14 protein-coding genes are annotated in these 19,825 nt (G+C 44.4%); all 14 read right to left on the bottom strand.

Annotated features, from left to right (window positions below):
• Nucleotides 1-4: 4 nt before the first annotated feature.
• Nucleotides 5-1,864: a sensor histidine kinase gene (locus G587_RS0103420; RefSeq protein WP_026491101.1), complete on the bottom strand. Its 1,860-nt coding sequence runs from the start codon at nucleotides 1,862-1,864 to the stop codon at nucleotides 5-7.
• Nucleotides 1,861-3,609 (bottom strand): extracellular solute-binding protein, encoded by a 1,749-nt coding sequence (locus G587_RS0103415; protein ID WP_026491100.1) that lies wholly within the window; start codon nucleotides 3,607-3,609, stop codon nucleotides 1,861-1,863. Before G587_RS0103415 ends, G587_RS0103420 begins: the two co-directional genes overlap by 4 nt.
• Nucleotides 3,609-5,645, bottom strand: coding sequence for a glycoside hydrolase family 31 protein (locus tag G587_RS0103410; RefSeq protein WP_026491099.1), 2,037 nt, complete (start codon nucleotides 5,643-5,645; stop codon nucleotides 3,609-3,611). The genes G587_RS0103415 and G587_RS0103410 overlap by 1 nt, the downstream gene beginning before the upstream one ends.
• Before the next feature lie 688 nt (nucleotides 5,646-6,333).
• Nucleotides 6,334-7,023 (bottom strand): thiamine diphosphokinase, encoded by a 690-nt coding sequence (locus tag G587_RS0103405; protein ID WP_026491098.1) that lies wholly within the window; start codon nucleotides 7,021-7,023, stop codon nucleotides 6,334-6,336.
• Between the two features lie 125 nt (nucleotides 7,024-7,148).
• Nucleotides 7,149-8,027: an endo alpha-1,4 polygalactosaminidase gene (locus G587_RS0103400; RefSeq protein WP_026491097.1), complete on the bottom strand. Its 879-nt coding sequence runs from the start codon at nucleotides 8,025-8,027 to the stop codon at nucleotides 7,149-7,151.
• 54 nt (nucleotides 8,028-8,081) lie between these two features.
• A complete protein-coding gene (locus tag G587_RS0103395) occupies nucleotides 8,082-8,897 on the bottom strand; it encodes a DNA glycosylase (protein ID WP_026491096.1) in 816 nt (271 codons plus the stop codon).
• Between the two features lie 64 nt (nucleotides 8,898-8,961).
• The gene (locus G587_RS0103390; RefSeq protein ID WP_155829408.1) at nucleotides 8,962-9,951 is read right to left on the bottom strand and encodes a galactose ABC transporter substrate-binding protein; all 990 of its coding nucleotides are present in this window, start codon (nucleotides 9,949-9,951) and stop codon (nucleotides 8,962-8,964) included.
• A gap of 82 nt (nucleotides 9,952-10,033) precedes the next feature.
• Nucleotides 10,034-11,146, bottom strand: a complete 1,113-nt coding sequence (locus G587_RS0103385) for a sugar ABC transporter substrate-binding protein (RefSeq protein WP_026491094.1) — start codon at nucleotides 11,144-11,146, stop codon at nucleotides 10,034-10,036.
• Nucleotides 11,139-12,998 (bottom strand): sensor histidine kinase, encoded by a 1,860-nt coding sequence (locus G587_RS0103380; RefSeq protein WP_026491093.1) that lies wholly within the window; start codon nucleotides 12,996-12,998, stop codon nucleotides 11,139-11,141. Before G587_RS0103380 ends, G587_RS0103385 begins: the two co-directional genes overlap by 8 nt.
• Nucleotides 12,940-14,532: a response regulator gene (locus G587_RS0103375; RefSeq protein WP_026491092.1), complete on the bottom strand. Its 1,593-nt coding sequence runs from the start codon at nucleotides 14,530-14,532 to the stop codon at nucleotides 12,940-12,942. Before G587_RS0103375 ends, G587_RS0103380 begins: the two co-directional genes overlap by 59 nt.
• A gap of 587 nt (nucleotides 14,533-15,119) precedes the next feature.
• Nucleotides 15,120-15,428, bottom strand: a complete 309-nt coding sequence (locus G587_RS0103370; protein ID WP_026491091.1) for a hypothetical protein — start codon at nucleotides 15,426-15,428, stop codon at nucleotides 15,120-15,122.
• Nucleotides 15,429-15,609: 181 nt separating this feature from the next.
• Nucleotides 15,610-16,599, bottom strand: coding sequence for a galactose/methyl galactoside ABC transporter permease MglC (locus tag G587_RS0103365; protein WP_026491090.1), 990 nt, complete (start codon nucleotides 16,597-16,599; stop codon nucleotides 15,610-15,612).
• Between the two features lie 109 nt (nucleotides 16,600-16,708).
• Nucleotides 16,709-18,220 (bottom strand): sugar ABC transporter ATP-binding protein, encoded by a 1,512-nt coding sequence (locus G587_RS0103360; RefSeq protein WP_026491089.1) that lies wholly within the window; start codon nucleotides 18,218-18,220, stop codon nucleotides 16,709-16,711.
• Nucleotides 18,221-18,447: 227 nt separating this feature from the next.
• Nucleotides 18,448-19,572: a galactose ABC transporter substrate-binding protein gene (locus G587_RS0103355; protein WP_026491088.1), complete on the bottom strand. Its 1,125-nt coding sequence runs from the start codon at nucleotides 19,570-19,572 to the stop codon at nucleotides 18,448-18,450.
• Nucleotides 19,573-19,825 lie beyond the last annotated feature (253 nt).

Genomic DNA, 19,825 nt, shown 5'->3' with positions numbered 1-19,825 from the left:
TTTTTTATTCCTTCGTACTCTCCGGGAGGCGCAGCTCAACGCTGGTACCCTTGCCTTCCCTGGAGCGTATTGTCAGTCCGTATTGCTTACCGTAGTGGAGCTTTATCCTCTGATGTATGTTATAAAGTCCTATGCTGGCAGCTCCCTTTCCATCAGTATCTGTTCGCTTCTCATCAAGAGACTTATTAAGGGCTATGACCTCTTCCTCGTTCATTCCCTTACCATCGTCATTGATGGTGATAATAAGACAGCCCTCATTTTCCTTATTTTTGCTCTCGTACTCTGCGACGATGCTGATGTGGCCATTTTTATCCATATCCTTAAGGCCATGGCTTATGGCATTCTCAACTATGGGCTGTATCAAAAGCGGCAGAATCTCGTATTCATCGGGCTTAACATCATCTGATATGTAGAAATTCCAGGCAACCTTCTCACCAAAGCGGAGCCTTTGTATCTGAAGGTAGCTCTCTACGTGCTTAAGCTCATCCGAGAGCTTGGAGGTGCTGGTTCCCGTACTCTCAAGAACATAGTGCATAATTTTCGCAAGATATTTTACAGAGGTTGCTACGTCTCTGTCGCCTCCGCGGATTGCCTGCATGCGGATGGCCTCTAAGGTATTATATAGAAAGTGAGGATTTATCTGTCCCGAGAGCATCTTGAATTCCATGTTCTGCTGCATGTTTACAAGCTCCTGCTCATGGATCTTGGCCTCGTAGTATTTCGCTTCGTTCTCTCTTATCTGCTCGGTTGTGAGCTTTAGGTCATTGAAGGTGTCGGAGAGCTCATCGTCTCCGCTGATGCTTTCAATTATGTCGTAGTCACCGGTGCTGGCGCGGTGCATGGCTTCTCTCAGTGTATAGACTCTGTGGGTGAAGTACCTTGAATAAAGCACGATCGCCGTCACAGGTCCAAGTATTGCTATGAAAAGCACCAGCAAAAATCCCATGAGGATTTCCCTTACCGCTTTGTGAGCACTGTAGTCACCCACAAGTACGTAGAATCTTTTATCAACCTTGTAGGGCACAAAGCTGGAAACGTAGGTCAGAGCCAGTTTTCCATCCAGCATGATATCCCTGAGATAATTGTAGTTAGATGTGTTTTCGGAGAATATCTCCGGCATCTCCTTTTCCCTGTCATCATACTCAGATGAGAAAAATGCAGGTAAATCCTCGAGACATGCCAGCATGTAATTATCAGTTGTTATAAGTCTGTTCCTGAGGTAGTTGGTGCTTACGGTTGCAACAACGTAGGCTCTGTTCTTCGAAGCTCCTGTATTGAAGCGCCTTACAAGTGTAAGCTCATAGGCTGCCTCGTACTCGTTCAGCGGCACATGTATGCAGGTGTAGGACTCCCAGGCATCAGGATCTATTCCTCTGTACCACTCGAATCTTGAAAAAGGATCATCCGCGGGACCGCTCCCTGCTGCCATCCCTGCCGCATCTCCCGACTCCTCTATTCCTGTTGTGCCGACGTTAATTATGTAGTTCCCCGTAGGAATCCCGGGATTATTGGTATATACATTTATAGACGAGATGGAGGCGGTGGATCTTTTCATCGAAGTGATGGTGCGGTTTACCTCGTTGTACTGCCTCTCCTCTGTTTCACCGAAGGTATCCGATGAGAACATGTCTCTATATGCCTGCACGGACACCACTGGCTCAAGGTTCGTGTAAAGACTCGAAGTCACATCAAACAGGATTGATTTAACTCGTGTGTTCTCAGCCTTTACCTGCTCCTCATATCTGCCGTTCATCTGCCTTACCAGAATCGCTGCGGCGATGATACCGATTATTCCTATTGGTATTATCAGGGTCAAGAGCAGAATCCTGTACATCTGCTTTCCAACCCTTCCCTGGCGCCTCATTGTGACACCTCCGCCGCATTTTTCAAAACCTCGTATCTGTCCTGAGCGTAGCGGACGTTGATCTTTATAACCTCATCAAATCCCAGTCGCACCAGAGTACTAAGCATGGTATCCTGAAGACTGTCAAATTCATCCTCGTCCCTTGCAAATACCATTTTCCACGAATAATCTACCAGTGTCTGTCTGCACTGCAGCTCCACGGTTTTGATGTAATCCGGATAGTCCTCTGCTGCCCACTCGGTTCCGGGGATTACAGAGATAAGGTTTTGTTTTTCAAAATATTGTATCGGTGTGAGGTCTGTCTTATAGTGCTTCTGCCAGTCCTCCGTGATGCTGACTGTGGTCTTCTCCTTGTAGTCATCCCAGTTCTGGTAGCAAAAATCTATGTCGTTCTTGTCAACATTTTTCAAATCAACGGGCTTGAAGTTAAGGCCTGATACGCCTGCCTTCCAGGTTCCGCCGCCAAATTCCTCTGGAACATCCAGCGCCTCAGTCATGTTTATGAAAGCATCCACTCCGAAGTCTGTGAGCTTTGGTCCGTTTTCTGTGTTAACCCAGGTGAGGTTTTCAGGACCTCTGAAGTCACCTGTAGGAGATCCACAGCACTCGATTCCTTCATCAGAATATAGCCAGTCGATGAAGTCCACCATTCTCTGGGGATCCTTGGTATTGCCGCCGACCATTATTGAAAAGCTCTGTTTTCCATTTGGATCATTACCCCAGCAGATGTAGCTTGCATCATCCATTTTTACTGATGCGAAGCCCTTGCCAAGAGCCAAATGCTCATCGGAGTTGTAAAGTGATTCTCCCATCCAGGGCCAGAAGGAATAGAGCACCGCGCCATCCTTCATCTTTGATGCGACGGTCTCGTAGTTCTGCACCTGGGATTCCGGATCTACCAGGCCCATCTGGTTTGCTTCGAATAAAAAGTGAAGCATCTTAAGGTAAAGGGAATTGGGATTGGCAACGGATTGTATATCACCGTTCTCGGGATTTAGCATGACAAATCCCTGAATGTCATATCCATATAGTGACGTCAGGGCACCTGCGTTCTGCATGGCTCCGCCGTCCCAGTCTCCGAATAAGCTGAAGGCATAGACGTCTTTTCCCGAATCACTTTTTCCTGCCATGTTCTGCATGGTCTTAAGAATTGGTAAAAGGTCCTCTAAGGTAGTGATCTCAGGATAGCCTGCCTTTTTATATAAATCCCATCTGAGTGTCGGAGCGTTAGTGGGCTCGATGATCTCAGAGGGCTCAGTTGACGGAAAGTCTGATATCTCGCTTGGAACCGCCCAGCTTCCCTCCGCGTCCGCAAAGGCGGAAGTTAATGTGATCTGTTCCTCATATTGTTTCAGGTTCTCGCAGTTATCAAGGTAGGGCGAGAGATCTAATACCAGACCCTCGCGTACAAGCTCTGAAAGCCTTCCGTTATCTACATTTGTGATTATAATGTCCCCCAGCTTTCCTGATGCACGCATGGTTTCATAGGTCGCATCAGAGCTAAGGTCTGTGTTGGAGGAGATGATATTTAGCTGCATATTGAATTTGTCGCGAACCTTTTTCGCAAACCATCCGCGCTGCAATCCCTGGGTATTGGCCTGGGTATCGTAGATGTCGATAGTCAGGAATTCAGGGTATTTTCTCTCCCCCTCCGTGCGATTGTCTGCACGAAAAGGAAGTCTGCACCCTGACAGGATGCAGACTGTTAATAGTAATGAAATTGTGCGATGAAATTTTTTCTTCATTAAACTCTCTTAAATACCGGAATTGACTCGATGGGTGCCTTGGCAGTTATTGTCTGGCCACCCTCGTAGGTCTTGCCGTCTCTTATATCTTCCCACTTTCCGGCAGGGAGGTAAACCTCTCTCTCGAACTGGTTGAGCTCAAGGATAGGTGCTACGAGATACTTGTCACCGAACATGTACTCATCATAGGTTTCCCAGCACTTTTTGTCCTCAGGGAATTCGTAGAAAAGTGTTCTGATGATAGGTGCTCCGTTTTCGCTTGTCTCCTTGTAAAGAGTCTTGATGTAGGGCTTAAGCTCATGACGAAGATCAAGCTGATCCTTCATGATCTTGAAGTTATCCTCACCGTAGCTCCAAAGCTCGTTGTCCTGACCGGTGTGGAGATATCCGCCTCCAAAGTTTCTGTCATCAAGCGCAGGAATATTGTAGGGTCCGCGGTCTCCGTGGATTCTGAGGATGGGTGAAAATACCGCAAACTCATACCATCTGATAAGGAGCTGTCTGAAATCAGGATCGTTTACATCATCAGTCATGAAGCCGCCGATGTCTGTTGTCCACCATGAAATTCCTGCAAGTCCCATGTTAAGACCTGCTGCCAGCTGATCGCGAAGTGCCTCGAAGGTACTGGGAACATCACCTGACCAGACAACATTGCCGTACTTCTGGCTTCCTGCCCAGGCTGAGCGAAGAAGGCTGACTACGGGCTTTTCCTGAAGCTTAGTCATCTTGTCATAAAATACTCTGCTGTAGTACTGAGGATAGATGTTGCTCACTTCAAGTGCGGGTCCCATGTAATAGCGCATTGAATCAAAGTCATATTTTACTAGATCAGGCTCTGAATTATCAAGCCAGAACATATCTATGCCAAGGTCATAGTAATTCTTTTTGCAAACTTCCCAGACATAATCTCTCGCCTCGGGGTTAGTAGCATCGAATACTGTGCAGTCACCCTCGAAGTCATAGTTCTGAAGTCCGCCTCTCTCATTTTTCATAAGAAGGCCGCGCTCAAGCATGTCATAGAAGTGCTCACTTCTCTTATCAACTGTAGGCCATACGGATACCACAACCTTGATGCCCATGCTGTGAAGCTCATCAACCATTGCCTTGGGATCAGGCCAGTAGGTCTTGTCGAACTTCCAATCGCCCTGAACTGTCCAGTGGAAGAAGTCGATTACGATGCAGTCGATCGGAACGCCGTGCTCCTTACAGTCGTGAGCAACCTTGAGAACCTCCTCCTGTGTGCGGTAGCGAAGCTTGCACTGCCAGAGGCCAAGAAGGTCATCAGGCATCTTGGGTGAACGTCCTGTTTCCTCAGTGTAATTCTCAACTATTTCCTTTGGTGTGTCAGCTACTGTGATCCAGTAATCAAGCTCCTTGGTAGCCTCTGCCACCCACTCAGTGTAGTTGTTACCGAAGGTTACGCGTCCAACTGCCGGATTGTTCCAGAGGAATCCGTAGCCAAGACTTGATACTGCAAAGGGAATTGATACCTGTGAATTTCTCTGCTCAAGATCAAGTATGCATCCCTTTAAGTCTGTGTATGCATGCTGATACTGGCCCATTCCGAAGATCTTCTCGCCGTCGTTACTCTCAAATTTCTGAGTGATGCGGTAGTCTCCTCCCACATGAGGCTTGTAATCTCTGTTTACATATTTAAGGCATCTTGATTCCTTTGACTCTGTTCCGCCGTAGCATCTGAAGTACTCTCTGAGGAACATCACGTCATCCTTATAAAAAGTGATAACTCCCGCAAAGTTCACGGTTGCCTTTACTCTTCCGTTTTTAATTTCAGCAAAGGGGCCATCCTCCCTTGCCGTTATTGATATTACTGAATTTGCTGCAGTTACATGATCCTTGGAATTGTTCTTTTTACCGGGATCGTCCGCTGCATTATTTGTAAGTGCCCAGTTTCTTCCTGTAAATTCAGGATACATTGTTGTGCGTATTCTCAGGGCATTCTTTCCCCAGGCTTCGATTCTAAGTGTCTCGCCCTGCCTTTTTGCTACAAGTGCCCCATTTTCGTTGGTGAATTTCATACCTAAATCCTCTCTATCAGGTTTTATCAGATGTATTGTCTTTGGTTTATTATTGTTTCTTGCTAAGCTACTGCATACAAGCTTCTGTTACTATTTTCTTCTATGTTTTTCTCTTCTGCATTTATAGCACTTATTCTTGCTGCGTTTTATATTTTGTGGGCAATCCACTAATTTTGTAACCGTAATAATTATACTTATTAACCCTTATTTTCTGTACATTAGATGTGTTGTGTTCTGGTTTGGGCGGTTGCCGCTTTTTACGGAACTTTTGTTCAGTCTATGCTTTTGGATTTTTGTATTCAGACTGCATTTTTTATCCCTGTAATATCTGCGTTACGCCGGTCTTGCAAATTATGTGCCTTCCGGTCCATCTCTTTTTTACAAATGTTATCGTTATTCCGTTTGCGTGCAACCTATTCTTCTAAAACAATTCATGCCGGCGTAATTTTTCCTTTAATTTAAACACTCGTCAAATATAATCTTAGAGAAATTTGTGTAAAAGTACGTCGGCTCAATATCATTTCTTGGTTTTGGCGTAACAGTCCTCAGAATTATCATTTGTTTTTCGTAATCCGTTACGTCTATCGCCCATATATAAACCTTCCTGGTTGAATGCCAGTCAAAAGGAGGAAATTTCCGCGCCAAAATAAACCATATAACGCAAATAATTATTCTCTATAACGCAATCTCACTCACTTACCACAATAATTACGAACAGTTTCCCTTCTCGTACACTTACCTTAGCGGTATTACCTTCAGGAACTTCATTGGAAACCCCAAGTGGAAAGCTTGTACAAAGGTCTGCCTCCTCAATATTGTACTTGGCATCCCGGATTGTTACTCCGTGCGCATCACCGCCTGCTGCCAGGAGAGAGAAATACTTACAGCCTGACGGAATTTCTATATATCCAGTACCGCTCTTTAGAGAAACAGTACTTTCATCAGCTTCTCTAGAAATAACATTGTCTGTTTTACCTGAAACCACCCTTATCTCAGAGTAGTCATCAACTATCATTCCATCACAGCCCTTCTCATCCAACATAAGAAGAATTGCAAGATTCCCAAGGGTGTGGTCGAAGCGTTTTCCCAAAACTCCAACGAGCACAAACTCCGTGTACCCACGCTTTATGCCTTCCTTCACCGCATAAACAGTGTCGGTATCGTCCTTTTCTGTGGGCAACACAATAGTCTCAACATCCATGTGCGGATTCTCGTGGGAGTCGAAATCTCCCACAATAAGAGAAGGTGCAGCTCCCAGCTTCTCCATATGAGAAAGTCCGCAATCACAGTAGATTACATAATCTGTAACCCTAATGTGATCACGGACAAATTCATAATTTCCTATCGTAGATCCCCCAACAATTACACATCTATTCATATCGCCCAACCTTCTTTTCTCATTATCAATAGCATCACATATCTTCTAATCAATATGCTTAGAATTTCAAAAATCTTATTTCTTCAAAATCATCAGACTATTTAAGCTTCCATAATCATCATATGTCACACATTCCCATCCAGCGACAGTGAATCAGTAACATAGCACTTGTATCCATTCTGCTGGCAAAACTCCCTTATCTTATCAACAAGTCTCATATCCTGAGTGTACTCAATCATGTACACGAAAAGTCCCTGCTTGTAGGCTCTCGCCAGATACTCCTCCATATAGGCCCTGTCCATAGCGGTCTGCTCGCCAAACACACCATTCTCATAGTCCTCAATGGTGCTGAAAACCGACTCCTGATTTATGCCGTCAATAAGCGCTGTATTCCCATCATCCATGAGCTTACTGACAAACATGTCTCCACCGTTGATGATTATGGGAAGGTGGTACTTATCCTTCAGTCTGGTAAGTATCTTCACAAGTCCCTTATATATCCAGCTATGCTGATAGAGATAGTAGACATCAGTATTATCTATGAAAAATCCATCAGCTCCCTTTAATACCAGCTCCGCTGCAATATTATCAACAACATAATCCTGCCATGCCTGCTCTGAGACATCGATCCAGTACTCACCGGGCCAGTTATCATAAGCAGAGAGTGTAAGTCCTTCAAAGGTGCTGTAGTAATCCCTGAATTCCTCAAGTGAACCCACATTAAGATAGCTGTAGATTCTCCTTCCGTGGGCCTTAAGAGATCCCACATCCTCAGCGGATACGTTCTGGGCATCGATTATTGCAAGCCCGATATTGGTGTCATTATCAAGCTTAGCGTGAAGCTGCTCGGCAGTTGCACCAATGTACACGCCGTAGCCCCTTGGTCCGTCGGGAGATTCTATATCCACAATGTAGGTGGCTTTAGCATTGTAAGCAGGAATACACACAGAAGCTCCTGCGCCTAAAACAACACACATCACCACAGCGGATATGGTTCTAATCATTTTGAAAAAAACGCTGACTCTATTTCTCATAGTGCCTCCAAAACCTCTGAATAATTACGCTCTGCCATTTTTCTCATAATAGAATATGTACTGCTGTATTATTCCTGCATTCTCCCCATATTCAGGGAAAGGATTCACCCCGCCAAACTCTTCATCTATCGCCCTGGCGATCCACACATCAACAGGGGCTCTGCCCATCCTCGCGTATGCAAAAAGGCACACACAGTTGGACACCTTTTTACCAACGCCGTGGACCTCCATCAGAGCTTCAAATAACCCTTCATCATCAAGGTCGTCCAGCTTCTCAAGATCAAGCTCTCCGCTATTTGCTCTTCTAATTGCATCATACACGTATGGAGCTCTGTAGCCAAGACCACATTCCTTTAAATCATCAAGTGTGGCTCCGGCCATCTGCTTTGATGTAGGAAAAGCATATATTTCATCATCAAGCTTTGTTCCAAACTTAGCTGAGATTGCTTCCACGGCACTTGATATAGCCGGAATACTTTTCCTCTGGGAAATAATAAAGGATATCAGCATCTCCCACTTATCCTGCTTCAGGATTCTAAGGCCGCGGCCGCAGTCTATGGCTTTGTCACTAAAGCTGTGCTTACCATATTCCCTGCTACAAATATCAGCGTAGTTTCTGTCCATATCAAAATATGGCATCCAGATTTTTTCCCATTCCTTCTTGGAGCAGGAAATATCAAAAGCTTTTGCATCGCCTTTACTATCTGACTCTTTTATATAAAGCACATGCTCTCCTGTAATGAATCTGAACACACCAGGCTCAGTTTCCTTAACTCGAAAGCACTGTCCACTTATCTGTATTTTCTTTGGAGCAAAATCATCCACAATTATTATCTTCATGTAATAGCCTCTTATCAAGCAAAATGTATTTCAGCCAGCGCTCTTTATCTCTTCAAATCGATCATCACTTATGAATATATTGAAGCACGTTGGCGGCATCCACCTTCGCATAGGGAAGTCTTATGTATCTGCCATCCTCAAGGTTTAAGGAGCTAACGGACTCTCCCTTTGCAAGTGCAATCGCAAGGTCATACATAGCCTTGGCCTGACCTTCCTTGTCGTTGTAGATGGTTCCCATGATTGTCTTGTTTACAACAGCCTCAAGTCCGACGTCTGTGCCGTCGATCCCAAATATAAGCGGTCTCTCATCAGCGGAGATCTTTGCACTGTTATAGGCATCCACTGCGCCAAGAGCCATGTCGTCATTATTGGCAAGAACAAGCTCTATGCCATTTTCCGTTCTCTCAATTAGCTGTGCCATCTTGGTCTGAGCCTGAGCTCTGTTCCAGTTAGCTATGGCGTAGCCCACCTTGTCTACATCAACGCCCTGCTCTATCAGGGTATTAACTGAATACTCAGTTCTAACGATGGCATCTTGATGGCCTGCCTCGCCCTCAAGCACCACGTACTGAATTCTGCCATCGCCGTTTTTATCAGCATTGACTGATTCTCTTCTTAACATGTTTGCTGCAAGCTCGCCCTGAAGTCTTCCGGACTCGATGGCATCCGCACCCACGTAGTAAAGCTTTGGCCACTGGGTGATATCCTCTTCAACCAGCTCCCTATTAAAAAAGATGATCGGTATATCATTTTTCTTAGCCAGGTCAATGATCGTATTAGGTGCGGTTCTGTCCACAAGATTCACGCAGAGAACGTCAACGCCCTTTGTGATCAGCTTTTCCACCTGTTCATTTTGCGTAATCTGGCTCTGTGAAGCATAGACATACTCCACGTTCACACCATCTGTAGTGCATTTGTCGAAGCACTGGATCAGTTGGGACAAATACGTATCATACTGGTCGTACCCGCACACTCCGATCTTGATTTCAGTGGACTTTTGCTCCTTTTTCCCGCATCCTGCCATGGAAATTGATGAAAAGAGAAGCACTCCCATCAGCAATATCCCACAAAATCTTTTCAGAGATTTTTTATGTACTTTTGATCTTTCATGGCCATTTTTCCCCCCTCGTTCATGGTCACTGCATTGTTGTGAAAAGGTATTTCTGAATATCATCCTTAAACATGTTCTCCTGGTTTATTACTCGGTATTCCACGATGTCGTCCTTCATGGAAGTAAGCTTGTGATCAAGCTTGGATACTGCTTTTTCAACAGCTATGTAGCCCATACTGAACTCGTTTGGCACTATCATGCTGATAATTCTGCCTCTGTCCAGATATGAGATGTTTCTGATAGAGGTCCCCTCACCGTACAGCTCATAGGAAGGAAGAAGCTTTCCATTCTCACCCAGCTTGTAGGTGTAGGCTGTGGAGTTAGACTCGTAGGCATTTTCTATCTCTCCGAAAAGCTCGGCCGCAGCCTGAAGGCTATCATCATCCAGTGCAACGATTATATCCACCGGATTATCTCTGTAAATCTTCTTTATCAGCGAAAGACTTGCTTCCTGAAGATCATTTCTGAAAATCTGCATGCCCCCAGCTCTGTTTTTCAAAAAGTCATCTCCATCCTCTCCGCCAAGGATTATGCACCAGTTGACATTGCCATTTTGAACTTCAAGTGTATCAAAAATTCCGGTAACCTTATCCACTGAACTGTAGGTATCCATCCTTTTTGCAACTATACCTATCCTAAGGTCAGACAGTCCTGTCTGGTGCCTCAGGAGCACCTCATTTCCAAGGGCTCTTCCTATCTGATAGTTGTCGGGAGCTATCGTTGCGAACTTACCCTCGATGTCTACGTCAGTCTCTACCCCTGTTCCCGTGAGGGCAAGGACTGCTTTTCCGCTTATGTCCTTGATATTGTCTGCAGTTCCACCGCTTTTTATAAGCTCTGTCACAATGGCATCCGCGCCGTTCTGAATCTGCTTGTCTATGATGGACAGTTCTTCCTCCGCACCGCTAAAGCCCGATGTATTTACAAAATCAATCATCACGCCTCTGTCAGTGGCTGCGCTCTCCGCTCCAAGCCTGAAGGAATTCCACCTCTCACTCTGGCTGTCCTCAACCACGACCGAGATGGTGTAATCTTCATTTTCCGCGGAGCTCTTCACAAGTGCATAGGTCGATATAACTATTGACAAAATCAGCGCCGCTATGACTGCCAGGATTATCCTGCTTCTGTTCTTAGCCATTTGCACCTCCCTTTTCAAGCCGCTCCCTGTTTTCCTCGGTAGCAGGTATTGCCGGCAGATGTATCGTGACCTTCGTGCCCTCATCGGGCTCACTCTCTATTTTAAGACCGTACTCCTCACCGAATCTTAGCTGGATTCGCTTGTGTACGTTGATAAGTCCAACTCCGGAGCCGTTCTTGCTGGCGCGCTTATCCTCAGTCAGAATATAGGGCAGCTTTTCAGAGGGGATTCCATAACCATTATCGATTACTTCTATGAAAATATCCTCGCCGTCCTTGTATCCTTTTACTGTAATTTCGCCGTCTTCATCCATATTTTTTACTCCGTAATATATGGCATTTTCAAGAAGTGGCTGCACGATAAGCTTAACCGTCAGGCACTCCTTAATCTCCGGCTCAATATCATAATTTACTGTAAACGCATTTTTAAAACGAACCTTCTGAATGTTCATGTAGTTCTCAGCATGGCGAAGCTCATCCTCGATGGGGATGATGGTGCGGCCCTTACTTAAGGATACTCTGAACAGGCTGGCCAGCTGGGTTATCATGAAAACTGCTTCCTCGTAATGCTCACCCTCAATCATCCATACGATGGAATCTAAGGTGTTATACAAAAAGTGAGGATTTATCTGTGATTGCAGGGCATCAAGCTCGCTTTTTCGCTTTTCCTCCTGCTCGATGACGATGTCCTTCATCAGTCTGTTGATCTCGTCAAGGGAGCGCTGCAGAGTCCTTCCAAGGTGTTCAACCTCTGTAGTTCCGCCGATATAAATCGCAGAGTCAGTCTTTCCGGCTTCGATTGTCTTGATCGATTCGTTCAGCTTTCTAAGGGGCTGTGTTACCTTCCAGGTCACCATCTGGTTCATAAAAATCATGGCAAGGGCTGTAAGTGCAGCCACAAGGATTACAAAATATCTTGTGCTCTGCATTCCAAGATAGAAGTTCTTTATCGGAGTTACGCTGACAAGCTTCCAGCCAGTGTAGCTTACTGTATCTACTACAACTATTCGCTTTTCACCCTCAAAATTCTCCTCGTATACTCCGTCATCATAGCCTGCTGCCTGGGCAAAGTTTTCATTGTGAATCCCAAGGGATATCTGCTCCGCCTTGGGGTGGTAGATAAGCTGACCGTTGCCGGTTATGAGGTAGACGTACTGGTCGGAGTTTAGCTTGTTTACACTCTCCATCATCTGCTGAATTGTCTGGTAATTCATGTCAACAAGAAGCACGCCCATCCTGGGCTTTCCGCCATAGTTAAGCTCTACCGCGCGGCTAAGGGATATTACCCAGTGGTAGCGATAGTCGGTCTCGTCTATGAATAGATTTTGTACATGTGGTGTGGAAAAATGCAGATTTTCCAGATTGGCAAAGGCTGTAGAAAACCAGCTCTGCTCAGGAACCTGGGCGTTGTCCTTTTTAAGGGCGATGGGCGCTGCGCTTATGAGATCGCCGTTACTTGCAAAAAGCGCAAAGCTCACCAGGTTGTCCTTATTAGCCTCGTAGAGAAGGCTCATCTCAGTGGATATATCCTCGGACTCAAAGTCCATATCCTTTATGACGTCGTAGTACATCGCATCAGAGATTCTTCGCATTCTTCGAAGGTAATCCTCAATGCTGTCAGTAGTTCTTGCCAGCATCAGGAGTGAATTGTCCGTCATCATCTGGCGGGACCGTCTCTCAAATCTCTGATACATGGACATGCCCAAAAAGAGCATGCAGACCGATGATACCAGTGTGAAGGATATCAGAATGATGCTCTGGATTGTGCGGGGATATAGCTTTAATAGGTACTTTTTAAGATAATCCCTGTTTGTATTTAGATGGCGATGTCCCGAATTGTTTTTTGAAAACATAGCTGAAATAGTTGGGGTCTCCGTAACCGACCTGCTGTGCAATGACGTAGGTCTTTTCATCTTTTTCTATAAGGAGCTGCAGAGCCTTCTCCATGCGGTAATCCGTAAGGTAAGTCACGAAGGTCTTGCCTGTCTCCTTCTTAAAAACAGTGGAAAAATATGCACTGCTCACCGCAAGCTCGGAGCAGATGCGATCCACAGAAAGGTCCTGATCAGCATAGTGATCGTTGACATATTCTATGGCCTTCTTTACAAAGGATTTTGTGTTATCAGATCTCTTTTCCCGGAGCATGTTCTGGAGCTTTATGCAGGTTTCCTTAAGCCAGCTCATGAGCTCAGTCTTTTCAAGCTGGGAAAGGTTGTCGTATGCATCATTTTCCGGGTCAAATATCTCATCAGTATTCAGCTGATTGCCTCGCATGAATCTGTAGATTTCACTAATCATTTCAAGGACGAAAAACTTGTACTCTGAAACGGACATGTCCGCTGATGTGCCGCCGGTTATATAATCTTCAACCGACTTGCTAAGAGCTGCTTCGTCCTCCATTTTTATCTTCTTGAATATCTCATGAAGGTCTATCTCTATGTCTGCCGTCTGCTTAATTGTGGGCGGCGCTATCTCAGAGATGTTGATAGCCTTGGTGGTTCCGTAGAGAACTCTGTAGGATACGGCATCCTTTGCGCCATCATAGGAGGTCTTTAAGTCTTCAACACTTCCGACTATCTCTCCGATTCCGATGGTCACGTTTGCCTTGCAGACTGTCTTTGCAAGTCTGCAGAATCTGTCACAGTCATCCGTGAACTTAGTCTTCGCCTCAGTTGATGTGAGCTGTGCAATCATGACTGTGCTTCCAAGATATGAGAAGAATCTCGCATTGTAGGAAGGGTTACTTCTCTCCTCCGCAAGCCTTCTTACAGACACAGACAGAAGGACATGGCTTACTCCCTCCGGTAGGTCCGTGGTACTTATATGAAAAATCGCTACGCAAAAGAACGGTCCTTCAAGCTTTATCTGATACTCCTGCAGATACTGGGGAATTCTTTTTTCCTCAAGCTTTCCATCAAGAAGCGCAGCAAAAAAGTCCTCCTGCAATAGCGGAAGTGATTCCATGTAATAGTTGGTGAGTTTTTCAAGGTTCTGTCTCTCATCCCGCTCTTTATCAAGAGACTCATGAATTCTTGTAAATACGCCCCTAAGCTCCCCTGCATCTATGGGCTTTAAGATGTATTCCTCCGCCTCAAGCCTTATGGCTTCCTTGGCGTACTCAAATTCATCATAACCTGAGAAGATTATGATCCTTATTCCGGGATAGAGCTCCTTGAGCTTTTTGGACAGCTCTAGTCCTGTCATGTAGGGCATCTGTATATCCGTCATGACAACATCTGGAGCATGCTCCTCAGAGACCTCCAAAGCCTCAAGTCCATTCTTGGCATACCTTGGCTCCTCGAATCCCATCTCTTCCCAATTCAATTTTCTTTTTATGGCCTGAGTGACTTCCTCTTCGTCATCCACAAGAAGTACTGAATATTTCATTTTGTAAACCCGTACGCTTGGAGCGTTCCGAGTATATATTCATTCCAGACCTCTGTTACGCTTCGCGTAGAATCGGTCTGGTCTGAATATATACTCTACCCTCTCCAAGCTGTGTATTCATAAAATTAACTTTTTTATACTGTAATATTTTCTGTTTACGTCAGTGCTTAATTTACGTTTGATCCCGGTGCATTTTTTCTTGCTAGCGTAAGCGTTATAATATCAAGGTTATACGCCAGTTCAACCGATTTTTATTTTATAACAAATTCTGGTCTACTATGCTTTTGCAAAAATTATCGTTATATCGTTTGCGTTACGTCTATTCACTATTATTTTTCATTACAGGTTGAACTTTTCTTTATTTTCAGAAATCAGGGTAACTCTAAGCATTGAATATATCCAAAAAATTCATCCTATTTGCTTTATTACATTCTACCAGACGTAACCGTCCTCCAAAAACTGTTCTTTATTTCATAAACCGGTACGCCGGTAGCACCAAATTCTATTCCCCTGACGTAGCGGCACTAAAAATCCCCACTTTTCCTTCACAAATCAGTTCCACAAATTAGACCAACTCTTAATATCACTCAAGCGAACTTATCAGTAACCTTTTTCCACATAATTACCATAATAGCAGTACATGCTACGATCTGGATAAGTCCTGCAACAGGGCTGATAAGCACAAGGCCTGCCATTACCAGGGTTGATATTCCGAAAAAGACAATTACAAGACCTGCTGCCTTGCAGTAACCTTCAACGTCCTTCGGGGGCTTCTCCTGTTTGCCACGGACTGCTGTGTAGTCCTTAAAAACAAGAAGTCTGAAAGCGTAGTAAGCACATATTACAAAAAGTAATAATGAAATGCCTGATTGTTCAAGTATTGCATTAAAATCCATCTACATTCTCCATTTCTAAAAAAGCTTTTTAATCAAAGAAATTATACCATATCCCGCACGAAATCTAAAAAACACTGGGATGAAGTTCTTCACAATATGAAGACCTCACCCCAGCGTCCAAATCTCTCAAAATATTTCTATAGGTAATTCAAATTGTTCCATTTGAATCCGATAATCTCAATTACTTCTTAGCAACATACTTTCTGATATCAAGTGAGATAGCTACGAAGATAACGATACCAATTGCAATGTACTGAGCGTTTGCGTTTACTCCAAGGTACTGGAGAGCTGCCTTCAAGAGCTCGAATACTGCTACACCGACGATAGCACTTGAAACCTTACCACGTCCACCGGTAACTGATACACCACCGATTGTACAAGCTGCGATAGCTTCCATCTCGTAACCATAACCAAGGTTAACGGATGCACCACCGGCCTTTGCACCAAGCATGAATCCTGCAAGACCATACATCATAGCTGCCTTCATGTAGATGAGGATCATTGTAAGTCTAACCGGTACACCGGCAACCTCAGCCGCCTGCGGGTTTCCACCGATAGCATACATGTATTTACCATGACGAGTCATGTTGAAGATGAACCATGTGATGATTGCTACACCGATTGCAATGAATACAAGGAAGCTGATTCCTGCAATATTACCTGTAGCGATGTCTGTGTACTGCTTTACGTATCCACCAAGAGGTGTTGCGTTTGTGTAGATAAGTGCAAGACCATAAACGATTTCCATCATAGCAAGTGTTGCGATGAACGGAGGAACGTGAAGGAATGCGATGAAGAATCCTGTGATTGCTCCAAAGAAACCTGTGATTGCAAGTACGATAAGAAGTACTACAAATACGTTCATGGGCTGCATATCAGGGAAGAACTTACCTGAGTAATCAATCTTCTGGAGCAGTGTACCTGCGATACATGCTGCAAAACCGATCATACGACCTGCTGAAAGGTCACATCCTGCTGTGATAACACAGCCTGCAATACCAAGTGCGATAACAAGACGAGGTGCCATGTTTGCAAGAATATTAAGTCCGTTACCAACTGTAAGGAAGTTCTTATTTGTAAGTCCTGTATAGAAAACCAGGATAAACATTACTATGATAACTCCGTTATTGATCAGAAAATCTTTCATTTTCTGCTGCTTTGTCTTTTCCATTTTTTTATCCTTTCTATAAAACAATTGTCATAAGGAAGTTCTACCTCCCCTTGGTCGGTAGAACGGCGTCACTCACTATGCCCGTTAATACCTCGCTAAGTGATTGACGTCAGAACATTGTTGCGTAACTCATTACTTTTTCCTGAGTCATTTCAGCTTCGTTGTCGATCTCGCCGGTCTTTTTACCGTTACACATTACAACCACGCGATCGCTCATTCCAAGAAGCTCAGGCATTTCAGATGAAATCATGATGATTGCTTTACCCTGCTTTGCGAGCTCTGTCATGATCTCGTATATCTCGTGCTTAGCACCGATATCAATACCTCTTGTAGGCTCATCCATTATCAGGATGTCAGGGTCATTTGCAAGCCATCTGGAAATAATAACCTTCTGCTGGTTACCACCTGAAAGATTTGCTATATGCTCCTGCTTACTGGGTGTCTTGATTCTAAGCTTATCAATACTTTCATCAACAACCTTGTTAATGCTTGCATGATCCAGTACAAATCCTGCCTTCAGGAACTTGTTGTAAACTGATACACCAACGTTGTCCTTAATGGAAAGACATCCAAAAATACCTCTTGCTCTTCGGTCTTCAGTTATCATTCCAATTCCGGCCTTCATGGCATCTCTGGAGTTCTTGATCTCTACCTTGTGACCATGAATCTTAATTTCTCCCTTTGAAAGATTTCTTATACCGAAGATACCTTCCATTAGCTCTGTTCTCTGAGCTCCTACCAGTCCGCCGAATCCGAGGATTTCACCCTTTCTGAGTTTGAAGGAAACATCCTGGAATGATCTCTTGTGGATTGAAGACAAGCCTTCAACCTCCATGATCACATCGCCGAACTCTCTGTCCTTGGGAGGATATATATTTGTAAGCTCACGTCCTACCATCTTAGCAATGATGTCATCTATACTCATCTCTGCTGCAGGCCATGTGCCTACGTAGGTACCGTCTCGCATTACTGTTATATCGTCTGCGATGCGCTTAATCTCATCCATCTTATGTGAGATGTAAATCATGGCAACACCCTTCTTTCTGAGGTTCTCCATGATTTTGAAAAGCGCTTCAACTTCATTATCTGAAAGAGAAGATGTAGGCTCATCGAAGATGATTACCTTGGCGTCATGTGAAACTGCCTTTGCAATTTCTACTGACTGCATCTGTCCGATTGACAGTGTTGAAAGCATAGCCTTGGGATCGAAGTGCATATCAACTTCGTTCAGCCACTTCTCTGTTTGTTCGTACATTGCTTTATGATCAATTACCTGAATAGGTCCGATTTTCTTAACCGGGAACCTTCCCAGATACATGTTCTCGCCGACACTTCTTGCAGGTACCGGCTGTAATTCCTGATGCACCATCGCGATACCCATTTTCATCGCTTCATCAGGGTTTGAAATTACTACCTTCTGTCCATCTATAAAAATTTCACCGGCATCCATCTTGTAGATTCCGAACAGACACTTCATGAGTGTGGATTTTCCGGCACCATTCTCTCCCATCAGTGCATGCACTGTACCTGGGCGAATTGCTAACTGAACGTTATCTAGTGCCTTAACGCCGGGAAATGACTTGGATACGCCCCTCAGTTCCAATTTGTATTCTGATGCCATAATCCCTCCTAAATACTAAAAAACTGTGTTTATATCAATGAATTTTGCCAGACCCGAATTGCTGGCTGATGATTAGATTTGATTAGTCAATAGTAATGCGGATGCATCCTGTGCATCCGCACTACTATTTAATTAACTATTTCATAAGGAAGTTCCGCTCTCAGGCTTCGCCTTCGCCAGAACACGTTCGAACTAGACTCGAAAATACCTCGTCAAGTTCTCACAGCTTACTTAACAGAATCAAGAATCTCCTGAGCATTGTCTGCTGTTACCTTGATGTAGTCACAACCGATGTAACGATCGTTTGTCTGACCGTTAAGGAAGTTGATAGCTGCATCTGCTGCGCTGTGTGACTGTGAGAAGTGATCGTTGAATACTGTACCTGTCATTGTTCCAGCGATAACGTCCTCAAGTGCCTCTGAAAGAGCATCAACACCTACAAGGAAGATGTCTGTGCCAACTGTTCTGTTAGCAGCCTGGATTGACTGAAGAGCACCAAGTGCCATAGCATCGTTGTTGCAGAATACTACTTCTGTCTCAGGATGAGCTGAAAGAGCGTTAGCAACGAGCTGCTGAGCTGTAGCCTGATCCCAGTTACCTACCTCATCATCAAGGCACTCAACCTCAAGACCTGCATCCTCGATAGCCTTGATTGAGAACTCTGTACGATACTGAGCGTCAACGTTCTCCGGGTCACCCTCGATCATGATGTACTGGATCTTACCATCCTTGTTAAGGTCAACAACGTCCATGCCAAGGTCTGAGATGATCTCACCCTGGTATGTACCAGACTGACGAGCGTCACAACCTACATAGCAAACGTTCCAGCCGTTGTCTTCCCATCTCTGCTCTTCGTCTGCATCGGGCTCACGGTTGATGTAAACGAGCGGGATGTTAGCGCCAACTACAAGGTCTGTAATTGTTGCTGCTGAAGAAGAGTTAACAGGGTTGATGATAAGTACATCAACACCACTTGTGATGAAGTTCTGAATCTGGTTTGTCTGTGTAGCCTGGTCGTTAGCACCATCAACGATTGTGATGTTGTCAGCGTTGAAGCCCTGAGCTACAAGGTAGTTCTGAAGTTCGTTTCTGAAAAGAGTCATGAAGTTATCAGAGAACTGATAGATGCAAACGCCAACCTTCTTATCTGCAAGGTCTCCGCTAACTGCATCAGCTACTGTCTCAGCTGCTTCTTCTACAGTTGACTCAGCTGTCTCTGCAGCTTCCTCTACTGTTGACTCTGCTGTCTCTGCAGTTTCCTTAGCTGTGTCAGCTGCCTTGTTACCACAACCAGCGAGCATTGACATTGAAAGAGCTGCTACTGTCAAAAGACTAACTACTTTCTTTTTCATAATTACTTTGTCCTCCTATACATTTGTGCATCTGTACTTGTTAGTGCAATATGCACACGTTTTTGATTACATTAGACATGATAGCAATAGTCCTTTCGTAAAAACATAGAGAATTCTTCTCTCGTTCTTGAAAATTCTATGCAAATTGAAGAAAATCTATAAAATTCTTTATTACTTGTATAATTTTGGTGTATTCATAGAAGGATTTTCCAGATTTATAAAGCATAGTGCATAAAGAAAACGCATCCTCCTC

The sequence above is a fragment of the Butyrivibrio sp. XPD2002 genome (assembly GCF_000423945.1).
Lineage (GTDB): Bacteria > Bacillota > Clostridia > Lachnospirales > Lachnospiraceae > Butyrivibrio.
This window is presented reverse-complemented; position numbering and strand designations above follow the sequence as displayed.